Genomic DNA, 15,675 nt, shown 5'->3' on the forward strand with positions numbered 1-15,675 from the left:
GGAGCAAATTTATTCACCTTATTTTTTCTGGTCAGTCCAGAGCAAGCTGCCAATTGCAGGTAAAAGTAACACTGCGCCCAACATATTTACTAAAAACATGAAGGTAAGCAGAATTCCCATATCAACTTGGAACTTCAAATCAGAAAAAATCCACGTACTTACACCAATCGCTAATGTAATACCGGTAAATAACACCGCACTACCACGTTCAACTAATGCATTACGATAAGCAATACTCAATGGTACGTTTTGTTTTAACTGCCCCATCATCGATGACAAAATATAAATACCATAATCAACACCAATACCTACACCCAGAGCAATCACTGGTAACGTTGAAACAGTCAGACCAATCTCAAGCTGTACCATCAGTGCTTGTGCAAGGGTTGATACTATGTACAAGGGTAATACCACCGCAATTGTTGCTTTTACACTCTTAAAACTAAGTAAGCATAAAATAATAACCGCACCGTATACATACAACATCATAGGTATTTGCGCTGCTGAAACAGACTCATTCGTTGCAGCCATAACACCAACTGGCCCTGACGCTAATTTAAAGGCAAGTTTATCTGTGCCCTCTTCATCGGCAAATTGTTTTACTTTTGCAATCACGTTATCAATTGTTTGTGCTTTGTGATCGTCTAAAAATATAATCACCGGCATTACCGAACAATCACCGTTTAATAACCCTGTACTGGTTTCTACACGTGACGTTGATTGCACTAAACTGGCAGAATTGCGCGGCAAACTTTGCCACTTTAAATTGCCCTCGTTGTAACCGGCATTGACCGATTGTGCCACTGAACTCAGGCTCACTGCTGACTGCACGCCCGCTAAGTTTTCAACTTTATATTGAAAACGCGATATACGTTCCATTACATCGTGCTCTGTACAGGCCGCAGGGTATGCTTCCACAATCACTTTTAAAATGTCAGACGAAATGGTGTATTTGTCCGATATTAAAAAGGTATCTTGGTTGTAACGTGCATCTTGGTGCAACGATGGCGCACCTGCGTGTAAATCACCTATACGCATTTTATCTGCTTGCCAATAACCCAATGCAAATAAAACCAAGGTAAAACCTATGATCATTTTTGCTGTTTTAGGGTCAGTTGCTTTAACTAATAAATCGCGCATTGCATCGAGTATATTCGGTTTGTTGGCATCACCCGATTGAATATGGATGCTGTTTTCAAAACGCATATACGATGCCCATACAGGCAATAAAATAAGATTAGTAAATATAATAACAGCCACCCCTAAACTTGCTGTAATAGCCAGTTCACGAATGATGCCGATATCTATAGTTAAAAGTGTTAAAAAGCCAACCGTATCTGATAACAACGCAATCCCACCTGGCACCAGCAAAGCTCTAAAGCTAGATTGACAACACACGGCGGTCGTTTTGCCCTCAGTGACTTTTTTACCAATGGCGTTGATCATCTGCACACCGTGGCTTACACCAATTGCAAAGACTAAAAAGGGAACTAAAATTGACATAGGATCAAGGCCAAAGCCTAAACTAGACAATAAGCCTAACTGCCAAATAACGGCAATAATAGAACACACAATTGGTAAAATAGTGAGTTTCAAGCTGCCACAAAACAGCCATACCATGACGAATGTAAACGCAATCGCGATGGCAAAAAATAAAACAACCCCTTTTGCACCTTCAGCGATATCGCCAGCCATTTTTGCAAAACCGATAATATGAATACTGATATTATCAGTACTTAAAGGTTCACGAATCTCGGTTTCTAATTTTTTTGCAAACGCGAGGGTGTCTAATTTTTCTTGTGTTTGCGGATCAGTCTCTAACAGTTGGGCGGTGACCATGGCACACGAATAATCGCTTGCTATCATACGACCAACTACTTTTGCCTTTTCAATGTTTTCTTTTACAACGCCTAACCCTTGCTTGTCTGCTTTAAAGTTAGCTGGAATGATAGGGCCACCAGCAAAGCCGTCTTCAACGACTTCAACAAAACGAGCACTGGGTGAAAAGATAGAATTTACTAAAGGACGATTTACCCCAGGAATAAAATAAAGCTGATCGTGCACTGCTTTTAATTGAGTAAAAAATTCAGGATTGAAAATATCTCCGCTGTCGTCACATACAGAAATTAAAATACTATTTGCACCACCGAACTGTTTCTCATGTTTAGTGTATACCTTCATGTATTCATGATTGAGCGGGATATTTTTATTAAATGACGCATCAAGCTGAATCTGTGTTGCTTTAAAAACCAACAAACAGGTAATTAGCACAAAACTTATGAGTACTACTGTGCGGTGCCTAAAAATCGCTTTTTCTAAGAAATCTAAAATTGCTTGCATTAAGGGGTCAACTCCTTCACTTTAATGCCATTTTCTGTCGCCATAATAAGTCTATCTTTAACAATTACACCATCAAGTATTGCTTTACCATCGGCCAATTGCTCGTATGACAGCTCATCATCTTTTAGATGAAAAATAACACCGCTATTAGCCAGTAATAGCCATTGTTTATTGTTGTAGTTGATAATGCTATTAATAGTGGCGGTTTTGTCATTTTCTAAATGCTGCCATTGTCCACTGTCGGTTTTATTTACGAAAATATTACCGCGTAGCCCCGCGACGATTTGTTGCGATGAATCAAAAGCAAAACCAAAAAACGAGCCAGGGTAAATTTCATCTATCCGTTGCCAAGTTTGGCCATCGTCATCACTTTTTGCCATTAAGCCCATCTCTCCCACTAGCATTAAACCCGTGCTAGTCGTTTCTATGCGGTTAAAATGTGGCAAAATAGACGAAGTTTCTATTTCATACCCTTCGGGATCGGTTTCTTTTAAATCGTTTAAGTACGCTCTATCTTCACTAGATAACAGTGAATCTAAAAACCGTTTTTGCCAATGTTCGCCGCCATCACTGGTTTGATAAAACATACCGTAGGCGCCCACGGCATAACCATGTAAATCGTCTTTAAAATAAATATCTAAACAGGGTTTATCAAGTAAGGGCTTTGCTTGTTGTAACTGCCAGTTTTCACCACCGTCGGTGGTATTTATAATTGTGGCGTCATGTCCACATGCCCAGCCGTGAGAATCATTAGTAAATTCAACCGCCGTTAGTAATACTTGTGTAGGCACTGATTGTGCTTGTTGCCAATTGTTACCATCAACACTTTTAATTACCGTACCGTGTTTACCCACAGCAATGAGCCCTGCTGAGGTTTGTGTGATATCGGTAAGGAGTGTTTTATCTGCATTAATCGCGCTAATCGCACTTAAAGGTGCGTCTTGTGCAAAACTCGCACCGCTTAGGATCAGGCTGGCATAAACCAAATACTTCATAAATTAAATTCGCCTTGAACTGAGGATTTGTTTGTCTGTTATAAAGAGGAAAACCTGTGCGTTAATAGACAAACGCGATGTGAAAGAAAAAAGGCACCTAGGAAACTAGGTGCCTGCTTTTATACTATCTGCCAGCGCGACGTAAAGCGCTCGATGTGAACTCATTATCATTAAATGACTGAGAAAAATCATACATCTTTTCTTGGTTATCTAAACCAATGGCTAAGTAGCGACGTGAGTTAAGGTCGTGGTAAACCTCAAGCGTACTCCACTGAGTCGGTACTTCGTAGTAGTTAAGGCCATAAGCCATTGCTACACGATACAGTTGGTCGCGATTATCGTAGATATCGGTAACATGTACTTGCCAGCTGTCTTCATCAATGTAGAACACACGTTTTTTATAAATATGGCGCGTGTCATCTTTTAAGTTTGCTTCAACAACCCACACACGGTGTTTTTCATAACGTGTATGCTCTGGGTTGATGTGGCCCGGCTTTAAAATATCATCATAGGTTAGCTTATCACTATGAAGCTTGTAGCTATTGTATGGGATGTAAAGCTCTTGCTTGCCTTTTAGCGTCCAGTTATAACGATTTGGTGAGCCGTTAAACATGTCAAAATCATCGGTAGTACGTAAGCTATCTGCTGCTGTACCCGGAGCATCATACGCTACATTAGGTGCACGACGAACACGACGCTGACCTGAATTATACGTCCACGCTTGACGTGGTGTTAATATTTGATCCATGGTTTCATGTACTAACAATGCCGTACCTGCCAAACGTGCTGGCTCTGTCACTTGCTGTTTAAACTTAAACAAAATATTAGAGTCTTGTAGTTCAGCCGGCGTTGCACTTGGATCAGAATATTTAACTAATAGTTGCTCATCAAAGCCAACATAGTTGTACGACCCCGATGCTGTTGGCGCTGCTTGACCACCAAAGCGCTCAATTGATTGACCACGATAGCGAAGTAAATGGTTCCAAATTGCTTCTAAACCTGTTTTAGGAATTGGAAATGGAATACCAATTGCTGTGTTCTTAATCCCGTTACCACCTTCAACTAATTCAGCTGTAGTAGCAAATTTCTTTGTCGCATCGTATACAAACTGTGGGTATGACGCTGAACGACGTGTTTTGTAAATAGGCATTTTAAACGTATCTGGGTACGCTTCAAATAATGCTATTTGCCCTGGGCTTAAATTTTCTTTGTACTTATCAATATTGCTTTTATCTATAGTAAACAATACTTCATCAGTTGCGTAAGGGTCTAAGTGGTGCATACCCGGCTCATAACCTGCTGGTGCAGCAGTAATACCGCCGTTCCAAGCTGGGATTGAACCATCTGCATTAGCTGCTTTTTCTGCCCCAATTGGGCTTAGGTCTTTACCTAGACGCGCAGCTTCTTCTGGACTAATTTTAGCCAGTGCTGTGTGACTTGCAAACAAACTACAAAACGCTGTAGCAATGAGGGTAGGTTTTTTAATCATAATAATGTTACCCCTAGATAGAATATTTTAAGTTAAAAGAAACGTAATCTCGGTCAGAGAAAGTGTTGGTGTCGCCACCACCCCAAAATGAGTTGTAACTTACATCTAAAGACCATGCATTTTGGTAATTAAAGCTCATAGTAGCACCTAGTGACTTACGATCTTCAATGAACAAGAACATTGGATCAGGCGTATTACCATTAACATCATGCGAGAACACAAAACGGGGTGAGAAGTTAATACCATTGTAAATATTAAAGTAATCACCTTTGGCAATTAAGCGATAACCCCAAGACGACGCCGTAGCAAACGATTTTTGCTCAGGACCATTTGATAAAGCCATATGCAATGCAGAATAGTCTGAACTACCTGGGCCTTGCATAATACCGCTTCGACCAGTACCAGAAACATTTAAACGCATTTCATCGTATTCAGGCATATTGTTGATGCGAACACCACCAATTTCACCGACAACTGCCCAGCTATCAGCACCTAATGAAGGGCCGAATAAATGCGTTGCCGTAAACTGTAGCTGTGAAGTATTACGTTCAATGTAACCTTTAGCCAGCTCGCCTGGACCTACAACACTTGCAGCATCACCTTTACTCATTTGCGAAATACCCGCAAATTCAGGGCGTAAGCCGGCAATCGCTAATTGCTCAGGCATAGCTGCATAAAGTAATTCTACGTCATCGATTTGCAGTGGTTCGTCTTCACGGAAAGTGAATTCACCTGCAAACGCGGTTTCACCCAGCGAGGTATTAAAACTCAAACCATATAGTTTAATATCTTCAGGGTATTCGTTTGTCGCTTTAGCAAATGCTTTTAAGTCAGAGACGTTATCAGAGGTAATTTCAGTGGTGGCAATCATGGCTAAATCTTGTTGCAATGATGCTTGCGTGAAATTAGATACGCGGCCCGAAATAAGTGGACGGCGGCTGTGATAATTTACATGGTAAAGTGCCACTTCTGTATCGTTCCACTCTGGCAAAAACATACCTAAGCGCAGACCATATTGACCGCCATCATCAGGCTCTGTTTTTCCATCATAGCCTTTACCTTTAAGGGCAACCTTAGTCGGGTACGCTAAGTACATATTGGCCAGTAATTGTTGTCCAGCTGCACTTGATGGATCAATACCTTGGCTCGCAGCCACTTGGCCATAAGTTGCCATCAGGTTATTCAAGTTATCTGTTAAAAACGCTAAGTCAATATCAGGGTTTGAGGTGAAACCAAGCTGTACATTTTGTTGATAACCGTTTTCAGCCGCAAAATCATTGGTAGAAAAATAAGTCCCTGCTGCAGGTAAACGTGTTTCATGCCATTGATACTGATAAAAGCCCTCTAAGGTCATGTTTTCTGTAAGCCCTAATGAGGCCCACAACATACCAACCGGAATAAACGCTTCTTTTAGTTCAGCACCTGGTGCTTTTAATCGGTCAATATCAACCGGATTTACGTTAATACCATGAGAGATTAATGTACTTTCCCCCCAGTTAACCACTTGTTGACCAACTCGAATAGAAAGCGGGTTTTTGCCTTCATTTAAATCAAAGTTTGCCCACACATACGCATCAAGTAAACGAATGTCAGCACAGCTTTGCTCTTTAGTATCATCATCATCACACGGATCTACACCCTGACCAGATGTTGGATTAACGTAGGCACGATCGCCGTCCATTAATTCAAAATCATAAAAATACATAAAACGAGTAAATAAGCCGTAGTTATCTTTACTTATTGATAGGTCATGCGTGCCTTTTAATAGCTTTGAAAAAGTTTCGCCGCTATCAAAGTTTAAATCGCCTGCATCACCATTATTTGAGTAAGAGCCCGGTTGAGCCCAGACATCTTGAGATGAATAAATTGTATTGATTGCTGGGTTATAACCTGTCCAATCAAATGATGGGTTATTACTTTTACCAATGAGGTTAAAGTCACGGTCTTCTACGCGAATACTTTGCCCATAAGAAAAAGTAGAGTCGAAAGCGATATCAAAACCGCCTACCTCAAATGTTGCAGCCTGTGTCTGTGCTGCTGATAAACCGATAGCCGCAGCTGTTAAGCCGAGTACTATTTTATTTTTAACAAAAAGCGATCTTCTTATCATTTTGGTTCCCCCCTGTCGCGGGTATTTTTTGTGTGATCAAGTTATTGTTTTTAGTGTAATCGTAACGATAGAAGCGAATTAAACAAATTACAAATGGTCGCCTTCAATCAGTTATAAGTTTTTTATTTGTTTAACGTTTACGTATTGGTAAGACGTCATACCAGATAATTTATACACGTAAATTAACAATAGAACAAATCGAAATTAACAAAAAGGCAATATTTGTGTATATCTATATCACAAAAAACAACAGCTAGGCTACTCGTTCGAGACGGATGAACTTGTTTTCATTACTTAAAATAAGTCTAAACCGACCACGAATACCTAAACTAGACATGAAGGGCCGAAGATAATGCGCAGCAAAACGAATTGTTTTGCCGCTATCAGCTGTTACTTGAATTGAGCTATACCGGCCATGGTAATAATCCATACACTCGTTATAGCTCAAATTTATATAAAAATAATGTTCTATCATGATTTATTGTAAAGCTTTTTCAACCTTTTCAAATAAATCATCGCTTAAACCTTCTAAATTCGAAAGGCGCTCTAATTGCGCTTTCATTGCACTGGCACGGGTTTCATCATAGCGGCGCCATGACATAAACGGCGTTAACATACGTGATGCATTTTGCGGGTTAATCGCATTAAGCTTAATTAATAAATCGCCAAGTAATGTATAACCTTGACCATCTAAGCGATGAAATTGTGCGGTATTAAAGTGCGAAAAACTCCCCACTAATGCACGAACTCGATTCGGATTTGAAAAATCAAAACATGGATGTGTATACAAGGCCTTAATTTTCTCAATGGCATCATCAGCGCTATTCATTGCTTGTAAAGCAAACCATTTATCCATTACTAGCACATCATGGCGCCATTGGCTGTCAAAATGCGCAAGTAATTGATTTGATAATGGGTGCGCAGCTTTAACTACACTGCTCAAAGCGCCAAGCACATTAGTCATATTTGTTGATGCTGCTGCCTGCTCAATTAAGCTTGCCGCCTTAGCACTATCTGTTTTTGCTAAATAGTGCAAGCAAAGTTGTTTTAAAGCGCGAATAGCCACCGCTTTGGCACTCACACTACCATCATCGGTGATTGCCTGATAACAACTTAAAAACTCAGTATGTAGTTGTTTGGCAATTTGTTGTTCGAATAGCTCAATATTGGCAATAATGTCATCAACCGGAATAACGTCAAACTCCGCAGCTAAAGTATCAAAACTAGGCAGTTTTAAGAGTTCAGCAATCAGCGCTAAATCACCCTCTCGTTGCGATATTAGCACCCTAAGTGCATCAATAACGGCATCGCTTAGTGGTGCATTACTAGCTGAAATAACGTTTGCCTTGAGTGCATTAATAAACAATTGTTGTTGTGCATCCCAGCGTGAAAAGTCACTGCGTGCAAAACGCATAATATGTAATAAATCAGCTTCAGTGATCTGTTGATTCAAAATACACGGTGCTGAAAAATCTTCTAGCAATACGGCGGTTGGACTGTGTTCAATATTATCAAAATGAAATGTTTGTTTAGCTTGAGTAACATTTAATACGCTATCAACCTTTTTACCTTGGTATTGCAATGCAATACCTTGGCCTTGCTGATCTAAAAGTTCAATCGCAAAAGGAATATGTAACATCGCATTATCAGGCTGATTCAGGGGCGCAAGTTGCTCTATAGTGAGCGTGAAGATTTGTGCACTTTCATCATACGCTTTGGTAACGTTTAAACGTGGTGTCCCACACTGATTATACCAACGCTTAAATTGTGATAAATCAATTGATGATGCATCACTCATTGCCGCAACAAAATCATCGCAGGTAACCGCTTGGCCATCATGACGCTGAAAATACAGTGTCATGCCTTTTTGAAAATTTTCCTCACCCAACAATGTATGCATCATACGAATAACTTCAGCCCCTTTGTCATACACTGTAACGGTGTAAAAGTTATTCATTTCGATGACTTTTTCTGGGCGTATTGGGTGTGCCATTGGGCCGGCATCTTCGCTAAATTGATGAGTGCGCATCACTTTTACCGCGTCAATTCTATTTAGCGCACGAGAGCCTAAATCACTGCTAAACTCTTGATCTCTAAATACCGTTAAACCTTCTTTTAAAGACAGCTGAAACCAATCACGACAAGTTACACGATTTCCGGTCCAGTTATGAAAGTACTCGTGGCCAACAATAGACTCAATGGTGTGGTAATCTTTATCGGTTGCCGTTTCTTGATTTGCCAGCACGCATTTGCTGTTGAAAATGTTTAACCCTTTATTTTCCATTGCTCCCATATTGAAGAAATCAACGGCAACAATCATATAAATATCAAGGTCATACTCTAAATTAAAACGTGACTCATCCCAAGCCATCGCTTTTTTAAGCGACGTCATAGCATGCTCTGTTTTAGGTAAGTTTCCTTTATCGACAAATAACGCTAGGGTGACATCCTTACCATTGCGGGTAGTGTATTTATCGTGTAAAACATCAAAGTCCCCTGCCACTAGAGCAAACAAATAACTCGGCTTTTTGAACGGATCTTGCCATTTTACAAAATGGCGTCCATCTTGCGTTTCACCACTGTCCACTTGGTTACCATTAGAGAGCAAATGCGGAAATGCCGTATCGGCAATAATAGTGACATCAAAAGTTGAAAGTACATCAGGACGATCCATGTAGTAGGTTATTTTTCTAAACCCTTGCGCTTCACATTGAGTACAATAAGCGCCTCCCGATAAGTACAATCCCTCAAGTGATGTGTTTGTTTGCGGTGAAGTTTGCGTCACTATGCTTAACTGACATTCATCAGGCAGATTATTAATGATTAATTGCTGATTTATAATTTTATAATCTGTGAGCTCTGCACCGTCAATCGATAAAGAGATCAAAGTTAAGTCAATGCCATCTAATACCAGGGGGGCATTTGAATCACCCACGCGTTTAAGCGTTAATAAAGCATTTACTTGAGTCGTTAATGGCTGTAAGTCGAAAGTTAGCTCAGTATGTTCGATTGAAAAATCGGGGGCTTTATAGTCTTTTAAATATTCTGCTTGAGGTTTTTGTAGTTCAGTCATGATCACTCCAAAAAAAATAGCCCCTTTTAGTGATAAAAGGAGCTACTTAAATTAAGCCGTTTGCTTAGGCTTGATACGAAGTATCTTAATACCTAAGTAAGCATAAATAACGGCTAAGAAAGGATTTATAAGGTTGAAAAATGCATAAAGTGCATAATCAAACGGATTGATTAATAGGACACTTTGCATATACGCACCACAGGTATTCCATGGTATGAGCGGGCTGGTAATTGTGCCACCATCTTCTAGTGTGCGTGACAAATTAACCGGCTTTAACCCGCGCTTTTTATATTCTTCTTTAAACATACGCCCGGGTACAACAATAGCAATATACTGATCGGCTGCGATAATATTTGTACCAATACAGGTAGCAATAGTTGAAGCAATTAATGAACCGGTACTTTTTGCGATTTTAAGAATACTTTTAACAAATATATCAAGTAGACCCGTTTTTTCCATAATCGCACCAAACATAAGTGCCGTCATGATCAACCATGTGGTTGTTAGCATGCCTGACATGCCACCGCCACTGAGCAAAGAGTCCATTTTTTCATCACCGGTACTAATAGTAAAACCGTCAAAAAAGGTGGTCCAAACCAGTTTAAAGTAACCAACAAACTCACCTTGAGTCATATCTATTTGATTAGCAATTAAATCAGATTGAAATAACAATGCCCATACAGCCCCTATTACAGCACCAATAGAAATAGCCGGAAACGCTGGCATTTTTCTTATTGCTAAAACTAGTAACACGATTAAAGGCACCAACATTTCTAAACCAATATTAAAGTTTTGTTGAAGAATTGATGTTATTTCATCAATTTGACCCGACTCGCCTGCCGCGGTGGCATTGAAGCCCATAAATACAAAAATGATTAATGCAATCACAAAGCTTGGAACAGTTGTCCATAACATATGGTGAATGTGTTCAAATAAATCAGCACCAGCAACAGCCGGTGCTAAATTGGTTGTTTCTGACAATGGGCTAAGCTTGTCGCCAAAGTAAGCGCCTGATATAACTGCACCGGCGGTAACTGTCGGCTCTAGGCCAAGTCCAGAAGCAACGCCAAGTAATGCGACACCTATGGTCGCTGCCGTGGTCCACGAACTACCAATACTCATTGCTACAATGCCACAAATTAAACAACTCGCGGCGTAAAACCAGCTAGGGTTGATAATTTGTAAGCCGTAATAAATTAAGGTCGGAACCGTTCCTGATAATAACCAAGTTCCGATAAGTGCCCCTACCATGAGTAAAATTAAAATAGCGCTAAGAGATAAGGTAATTCCCTCAATCATTGCATCTTCTAATTTTTTCCATGTGTAGCCATTTTTTAAACCAATCAGTGCTGCAGCAAAAGTTGCAAACAGTAATGCAATTTGATTCGGGCCTGATGATGAATCATCGCCAAATAAGTACACGGCGGCACCTAACAAACAAATTAATACAGCAATTGGAATGAGTGCATCAAAAAGTGTGGCACTTTTAAGTGGTTTTTCTTCAATGGGCTTCAAAATATAGACTCCTACACACATTCGATGCATGTTGATTATTTTTATTAGCACGTACGCGCATTTATTGAGCAGTGTTGATCTAGCTCAACTTTTGGTAATCCGCGATTATAACAATTTAGCAAATTATCGATAGTAAAAAAGGCGCCTAAGCGCCTTTTTTTAACTAGCAAAGCCTTAATTAGCGCTTAGCCATACGACCGTATCTAATATAATCTTGCGTTATTAGTGCCGCTTCTTCAAGGAATGGGTCGAGCTTTTCAATCACCTCTGGTACATCGTCAAGGTTTTCTACTGGCTCTTTACCTAAACGTTTTAAACGCTCGTTAGTACGAGCTAATGCACGTGCCTCATTTTCTTCTTTTTCTTTAATACGTTTTTTCTCAACTAAAGAAATAGTTTTACGATCTTTTTCTTCGTTGTAACGGGTAATATCTTCAAACACATAATTAAATTCAGGCTCTGTTTTAATTCGCTCATCATGTTGTTTTTCAAGATGACTGATGACCGGATCTAAACGCCCTATTTGTTTATACTGTGCTTTTACTATGCTATCCCATGGCAATGCATTGTCTTGTTTGCTTTCGCCCCACTCAGCTGGGTCAATGGCAGATGGGAACGTAATATCTGGGATCACACCTTTATGCTGCGTACTGCCGCCATTTATACGGTAAAACTTAGCAATGGTGTATTGCACACTGCCTAGCGGGTTATCGTATAAATCATAAGCGCGTGCGAGGCCTTTATGCTGCTGCACAGTGCCTTTACCAAAGGTTTGTTCACCTATGATAACTGCGCGGCCATAGTCTTGCATTGCCGCTGCAAATATTTCAGATGCAGACGCGCTGTATCTATCAACAAGTACCGTCAGTGGGCCATCGTAATAGGTAATGCCATCACGGTCTTTTTGCTCTTCAATGCGATTATTTAATGTATGAATTTGTACCACTGGGCCTTGATCAAAAAACAAGCCTGACAGCTGCGTCGCTTCATATAGCGAACCACCGCCATTTTGACGTAGGTCTATAATAATACCGTCAACTTTTTGCTCTTTTAATTTAGCAAGTTCTACTTTTACATCTTTAGAAAGGTTGTTGTAAAAGCCAGGGATTTCGATTACCCCTATTTTACTAGTCAGATCTGAATAGCTGGCTTCAAATACTTCTGATTTTGCTGCTCGGTCTTCCAGACGAATTTTATCACGGGTTATCTCAACTACCTTTGGCGTACCGTGAGCATCAGCACCCTTTAAATATTGTAAACGTACTTTAGTGCCTTTAGGACCTTTTATAAGATCAACCACGTCATCCAAACGCCAACCAATAACATCAACAAACTCTTCGCCCTCTTGAGCCACACCAATAATGCGATCATCGGCTTTAATCTGCTCAGATTTGTCTGCAGGGCCTCCTGGAACTAGACTACGAATAACTGTGTAGTCTTCATCAGGCGTTAATACTGCGCCAATCCCCTCAAGCTCTAAGTCCATGTCCATTTTAAATTGTTCAGCACGACGAGGTGACAAGTATGAAGTATGCGCTTCAATACTGCGTGCTAGCGAGTTCATTACAATTTGAAATGCGTCTTCAGATTTTGACTGAACAAGGCGTTTTTCTGCGTTTTTATAGCGCTTAGTCAACACCTCTTTAATGCCTGGCCAATCTTTGCCAGTCATTTTTAAACGCAGTGCATCATATTTTACCCGTTCGCGCCAAATTTCATCAAGCTCAGCTTGGGTAGTTGCCCACGGTGCATCTTCGCGGTCATAAAAATATTCATCTTCCTCGTCAAACGTCATTTCGTTTTCAAGTAGCGACAGTGAAAATTCATAACGTTCAAAACGGCGTTTAAGGCTTAAGTTGAAAATATCAAACGTAAACCCTAACTGACCGCTAAGAAGCGCGTTATCAAAACGGTTACGATATTGCTCAAATGAGTCTACATCGCTTTTTAAAAACACGCTTTTATTAAAATCAAGGGATTCGATGTAACGATCAAATACTTTACTCGAAAGCTCATCGTTAAATCGAACGGGTGTGTAATGTGAACGAGTAAATAGATTAGCCACTCGTTTGCTGGCTGTACCGTGCTGACTTTCTTGTTTTAACAAGGGTAAGTCTTCTAATGTTACCGGCTCTACTGCAGCAAATAGCGAACCTGAAAACAGCACAGCAACTAACGGAATGAGCGTAAACTTTTTACTCATACACAACTCCTTAATTTTTTTCGCAACTTAAATAATGTATAAGCTGTCGGCTTTGGTTTTTACTTGCATACCTGTCACTAGTTCAACGTGAACATCGTCTTTGTTTACTTCAGTGATTACTGCATTAACAAGTGCTTGGCCAAGTTTAACTTTAACCTTGTTATTAACCTTGACCTCGCCTGCAGGTAAAGGTTCAACTTTTCCTGAACGCTTAGGCGCAGCGGCTTTGGTAGGTTTTGCTGCAGCTGATGGATTTTTAGCTGAATGCGCTGGCTTCTTCTTAAAAGATTTTGCATCTGAGTCTTGACGTGGGCGTTGCTGCTTTTTGCGCTTTGCCATTTTAGCACGGCTTTCTTCCAACGCTTTTTGTGCGTGGTCGATATGCTCTTGCTCAACTTTCTCGCCTTGATTTCCGTCAAGATCAATACGGAACTCAGATTTAGTAACCGCTTCAAGATAGCGCCAGTTAGATGTGTATTTTCTAAGTGCTTGGCGTACTTGTGTTTTACTAACTTTTTCAGACCCTTCAATACGCTCAGCGATATCTTTAAAGATACCTACTTTAAGCGGCTGAATGCCTTCTTTTTGTTTAAAACATTGTGGAAATTCTTGGTATAAGAACTCCAATACTTCATTAATATCTTTTAGCTTGTTTGTGGTTTCCATTTTAGAACCTATTTAATCACATCTTTTCATCAAGGGCAGAATCAACATAGTGGATGCTCCAATCAACTAACTCTTCAAAGTCAGTTTCAATCACAGCCATATCACCACGTAAATGTTCCCAAATACCATTTATAATTTCATCAATTGAATCACAGTCTAAATCATCAGGTAGACGATCCCAGGCCATGTGAATCAAATCATTGAGCGTTTCCGCTACATGTTCTTCTTCACCTTCCCAATCACCTACATCTTGAACGGCGAATAGGTAATCTTGAACATTTAGCAAATCTTTCATTACAGGCTAGCCTCTAAGCATTTTACAAGTGCTTCAAGCCCTGCTTGGTCATCAGTATCAAATCGGCCAATACTTGGGCTATCTATATCAAGTACCGCAAATACACGGCCGTTTTTCATGATAGGTACAACTATCTCAGAATTTGACGCCGCATCACAGGCTATATGACCGTCAAACGCATGCACATCTGAAATTAACTGGGTTTGCTCGGTTGCCGCAGCAGTGCCACATACCCCTTTCCCTACCGGAATACGAATACAAGCTGGATTGCCTTGAAATGGACCAAGTACCAATTCTGTCGTTGAATCCATAAAATAAAAGCCCGCCCAATTCACATCTTCTAAAGAAGTAAATAACAGCGCGCTAATATTTGCCATATTGGCAATTATGTTTGATTCACCGCCTATCAGCGATTCAGTTTGCTTAACTAATGACTGGTAAAAATCGTGCTTTTGCATACCAAACTACTTCTTATTAAACATACAGTAGCTAAAGGTACTCTTTGTCACTAAAAATTGAAACCTTTTGCGGGTAAAAAAAAGGAAATTACATGGTTTTACGACACACTTGATTAAATATTCTGCAATTAGCTTTGTACCGATTTACGCAAGCCAAATAAAAACAGTCCTGCAGCAAATCCCGACATCACACTATTGATTAAAAATATCTCGCCAGTAGTCGCACTAAGCAGATAGCTAAAAATAGCGCCACCCAGTAAGCCAAGAGTTAATACCCCAGAATAATTCACCTTAGAATACTTAAACATAAGTAAGTAGCCTGGCACCACAAACGCAGCCATCGTTAACCCTACTATGTGGGCATTAGCAATGGCCGTCATCAATAGCCCTAAAAAGATAGACACCGCGTCACCACGCATAGTCAATGCGTAATATATTCCTAGCATACTGCCGATTATAACAGGAGATAATAATGAAAGAGCGACGCTTTTAGCAAGTTGATGTTTCATAGTAAGAACCTTAAATACACAA

Annotated in this window: 12 protein-coding genes; all 12 read right to left on the reverse strand. The window is 40.1% G+C overall.

The genetic code is table 11. The features are described from left to right. Positions 1–18: 18 nt before the first annotated feature. The 12 genes from ABZP26_RS08980 to ABZP26_RS09035 all read right to left on the reverse strand — a co-directional run bounded on the left by ABZP26_RS08980 (position 19) and on the right by ABZP26_RS09035 (position 15,653). Entirely contained in the window at positions 19–2,340 is a 2,322-nt protein-coding gene (locus ABZP26_RS08980; protein ID WP_058154688.1) for an RND family transporter, read from the reverse strand. Next, entirely contained in the window at positions 2,340–3,335 is a 996-nt protein-coding gene (locus ABZP26_RS08985; RefSeq protein WP_368484830.1) for a WD40/YVTN/BNR-like repeat-containing protein, read from the reverse strand. Before ABZP26_RS08985 ends, ABZP26_RS08980 begins: the two co-directional genes overlap by 1 nt. A gap of 124 nt (positions 3,336–3,459) precedes the next feature. Continuing rightward, entirely contained in the window at positions 3,460–4,824 is a 1,365-nt protein-coding gene (locus ABZP26_RS08990) for a DUF1329 domain-containing protein (protein ID WP_008112052.1), read from the reverse strand. Between the two features lie 13 nt (positions 4,825–4,837). Further along, positions 4,838–6,934, reverse strand: coding sequence for a DUF1302 domain-containing protein (locus tag ABZP26_RS08995; RefSeq protein WP_028835176.1), 2,097 nt, complete (start codon positions 6,932–6,934; stop codon positions 4,838–4,840). A 253-nt stretch (positions 6,935–7,187) separates the two neighbouring features. Further along, positions 7,188–7,409: a DUF2835 family protein gene (locus ABZP26_RS09000; protein ID WP_016900377.1), complete on the reverse strand. Its 222-nt coding sequence runs from the start codon at positions 7,407–7,409 to the stop codon at positions 7,188–7,190. 3 nt (positions 7,410–7,412) lie between these two features. Then, positions 7,413–10,007: an aminopeptidase N gene (gene pepN, locus ABZP26_RS09005; protein WP_368484831.1), complete on the reverse strand. Its 2,595-nt coding sequence runs from the start codon at positions 10,005–10,007 to the stop codon at positions 7,413–7,415. Positions 10,008–10,058: 51 nt separating this feature from the next. Continuing rightward, a complete protein-coding gene (nhaC, locus tag ABZP26_RS09010; RefSeq protein ID WP_028835174.1) occupies positions 10,059–11,522 on the reverse strand; it encodes a Na+/H+ antiporter NhaC in 1,464 nt (487 codons plus the stop codon). 178 nt (positions 11,523–11,700) lie between these two features. Then, positions 11,701–13,725, reverse strand: a complete 2,025-nt coding sequence (gene prc / locus ABZP26_RS09015) for a carboxy terminal-processing peptidase (protein ID WP_368484833.1) — start codon at positions 13,723–13,725, stop codon at positions 11,701–11,703. A 27-nt stretch (positions 13,726–13,752) separates the two neighbouring features. Further along, positions 13,753–14,391 (reverse strand): RNA chaperone ProQ, encoded by a 639-nt coding sequence (gene proQ / locus ABZP26_RS09020; RefSeq protein WP_090492478.1) that lies wholly within the window; start codon positions 14,389–14,391, stop codon positions 13,753–13,755. A 16-nt stretch (positions 14,392–14,407) separates the two neighbouring features. Next, positions 14,408–14,686 (reverse strand): hypothetical protein, encoded by a 279-nt coding sequence (locus ABZP26_RS09025; RefSeq protein ID WP_008112039.1) that lies wholly within the window; start codon positions 14,684–14,686, stop codon positions 14,408–14,410. Next, positions 14,686–15,144: a GAF domain-containing protein gene (locus tag ABZP26_RS09030; RefSeq protein WP_368484834.1), complete on the reverse strand. Its 459-nt coding sequence runs from the start codon at positions 15,142–15,144 to the stop codon at positions 14,686–14,688. Before ABZP26_RS09030 ends, ABZP26_RS09025 begins: the two co-directional genes overlap by 1 nt. 128 nt (positions 15,145–15,272) lie before the next feature. Then, on the reverse strand, positions 15,273–15,653 hold the full coding sequence (locus tag ABZP26_RS09035; protein ID WP_008112036.1) for a hypothetical protein: 381 nt from the start codon (positions 15,651–15,653) through the stop codon (positions 15,273–15,275). Positions 15,654–15,675 lie beyond the last annotated feature (22 nt).

Origin of the sequence: Pseudoalteromonas sp. SD03 (assembly GCF_040937955.1) — a bacterium.
In the GTDB taxonomy this organism is placed as follows: Bacteria; Pseudomonadota; Gammaproteobacteria; order Enterobacterales; family Alteromonadaceae; genus Pseudoalteromonas; species Pseudoalteromonas tetraodonis.

Coding starts and splice junctions, on each gene's coding strand:
- ABZP26_RS09030 (WP_368484834.1), bottom strand. CDS start 15,144: ATGCAAAAGCACGATTTTTACCAGTCATTAGTTAAGCAAACTGAATCG.
- ABZP26_RS09035 (WP_008112036.1), bottom strand. CDS start 15,653: ATGAAACATCAACTTGCTAAAAGCGTCGCTCTTTCATTATTATCTCCT.
- ABZP26_RS08985 (WP_368484830.1), bottom strand. CDS start 3,335: ATGAAGTATTTGGTTTATGCCAGCCTGATCCTAAGCGGTGCGAGTTTT.
- pepN (WP_368484831.1), bottom strand. CDS start 10,007: ATGACTGAACTACAAAAACCTCAAGCAGAATATTTAAAAGACTATAAA.
- ABZP26_RS08995 (WP_028835176.1), bottom strand. CDS start 6,934: ATGATAAGAAGATCGCTTTTTGTTAAAAATAAAATAGTACTCGGCTTA.
- proQ (WP_090492478.1), bottom strand. CDS start 14,391: ATGGAAACCACAAACAAGCTAAAAGATATTAATGAAGTATTGGAGTTC.
- ABZP26_RS08990 (WP_008112052.1), bottom strand. CDS start 4,824: ATGATTAAAAAACCTACCCTCATTGCTACAGCGTTTTGTAGTTTGTTT.
- ABZP26_RS09000 (WP_016900377.1), bottom strand. CDS start 7,409: ATGATAGAACATTATTTTTATATAAATTTGAGCTATAACGAGTGTATG.
- ABZP26_RS09025 (WP_008112039.1), bottom strand. CDS start 14,686: ATGAAAGATTTGCTAAATGTTCAAGATTACCTATTCGCCGTTCAAGAT.
- prc (WP_368484833.1), bottom strand. CDS start 13,725: ATGAGTAAAAAGTTTACGCTCATTCCGTTAGTTGCTGTGCTGTTTTCA.
- ABZP26_RS08980 (WP_058154688.1), bottom strand. CDS start 2,340: ATGCAAGCAATTTTAGATTTCTTAGAAAAAGCGATTTTTAGGCACCGC.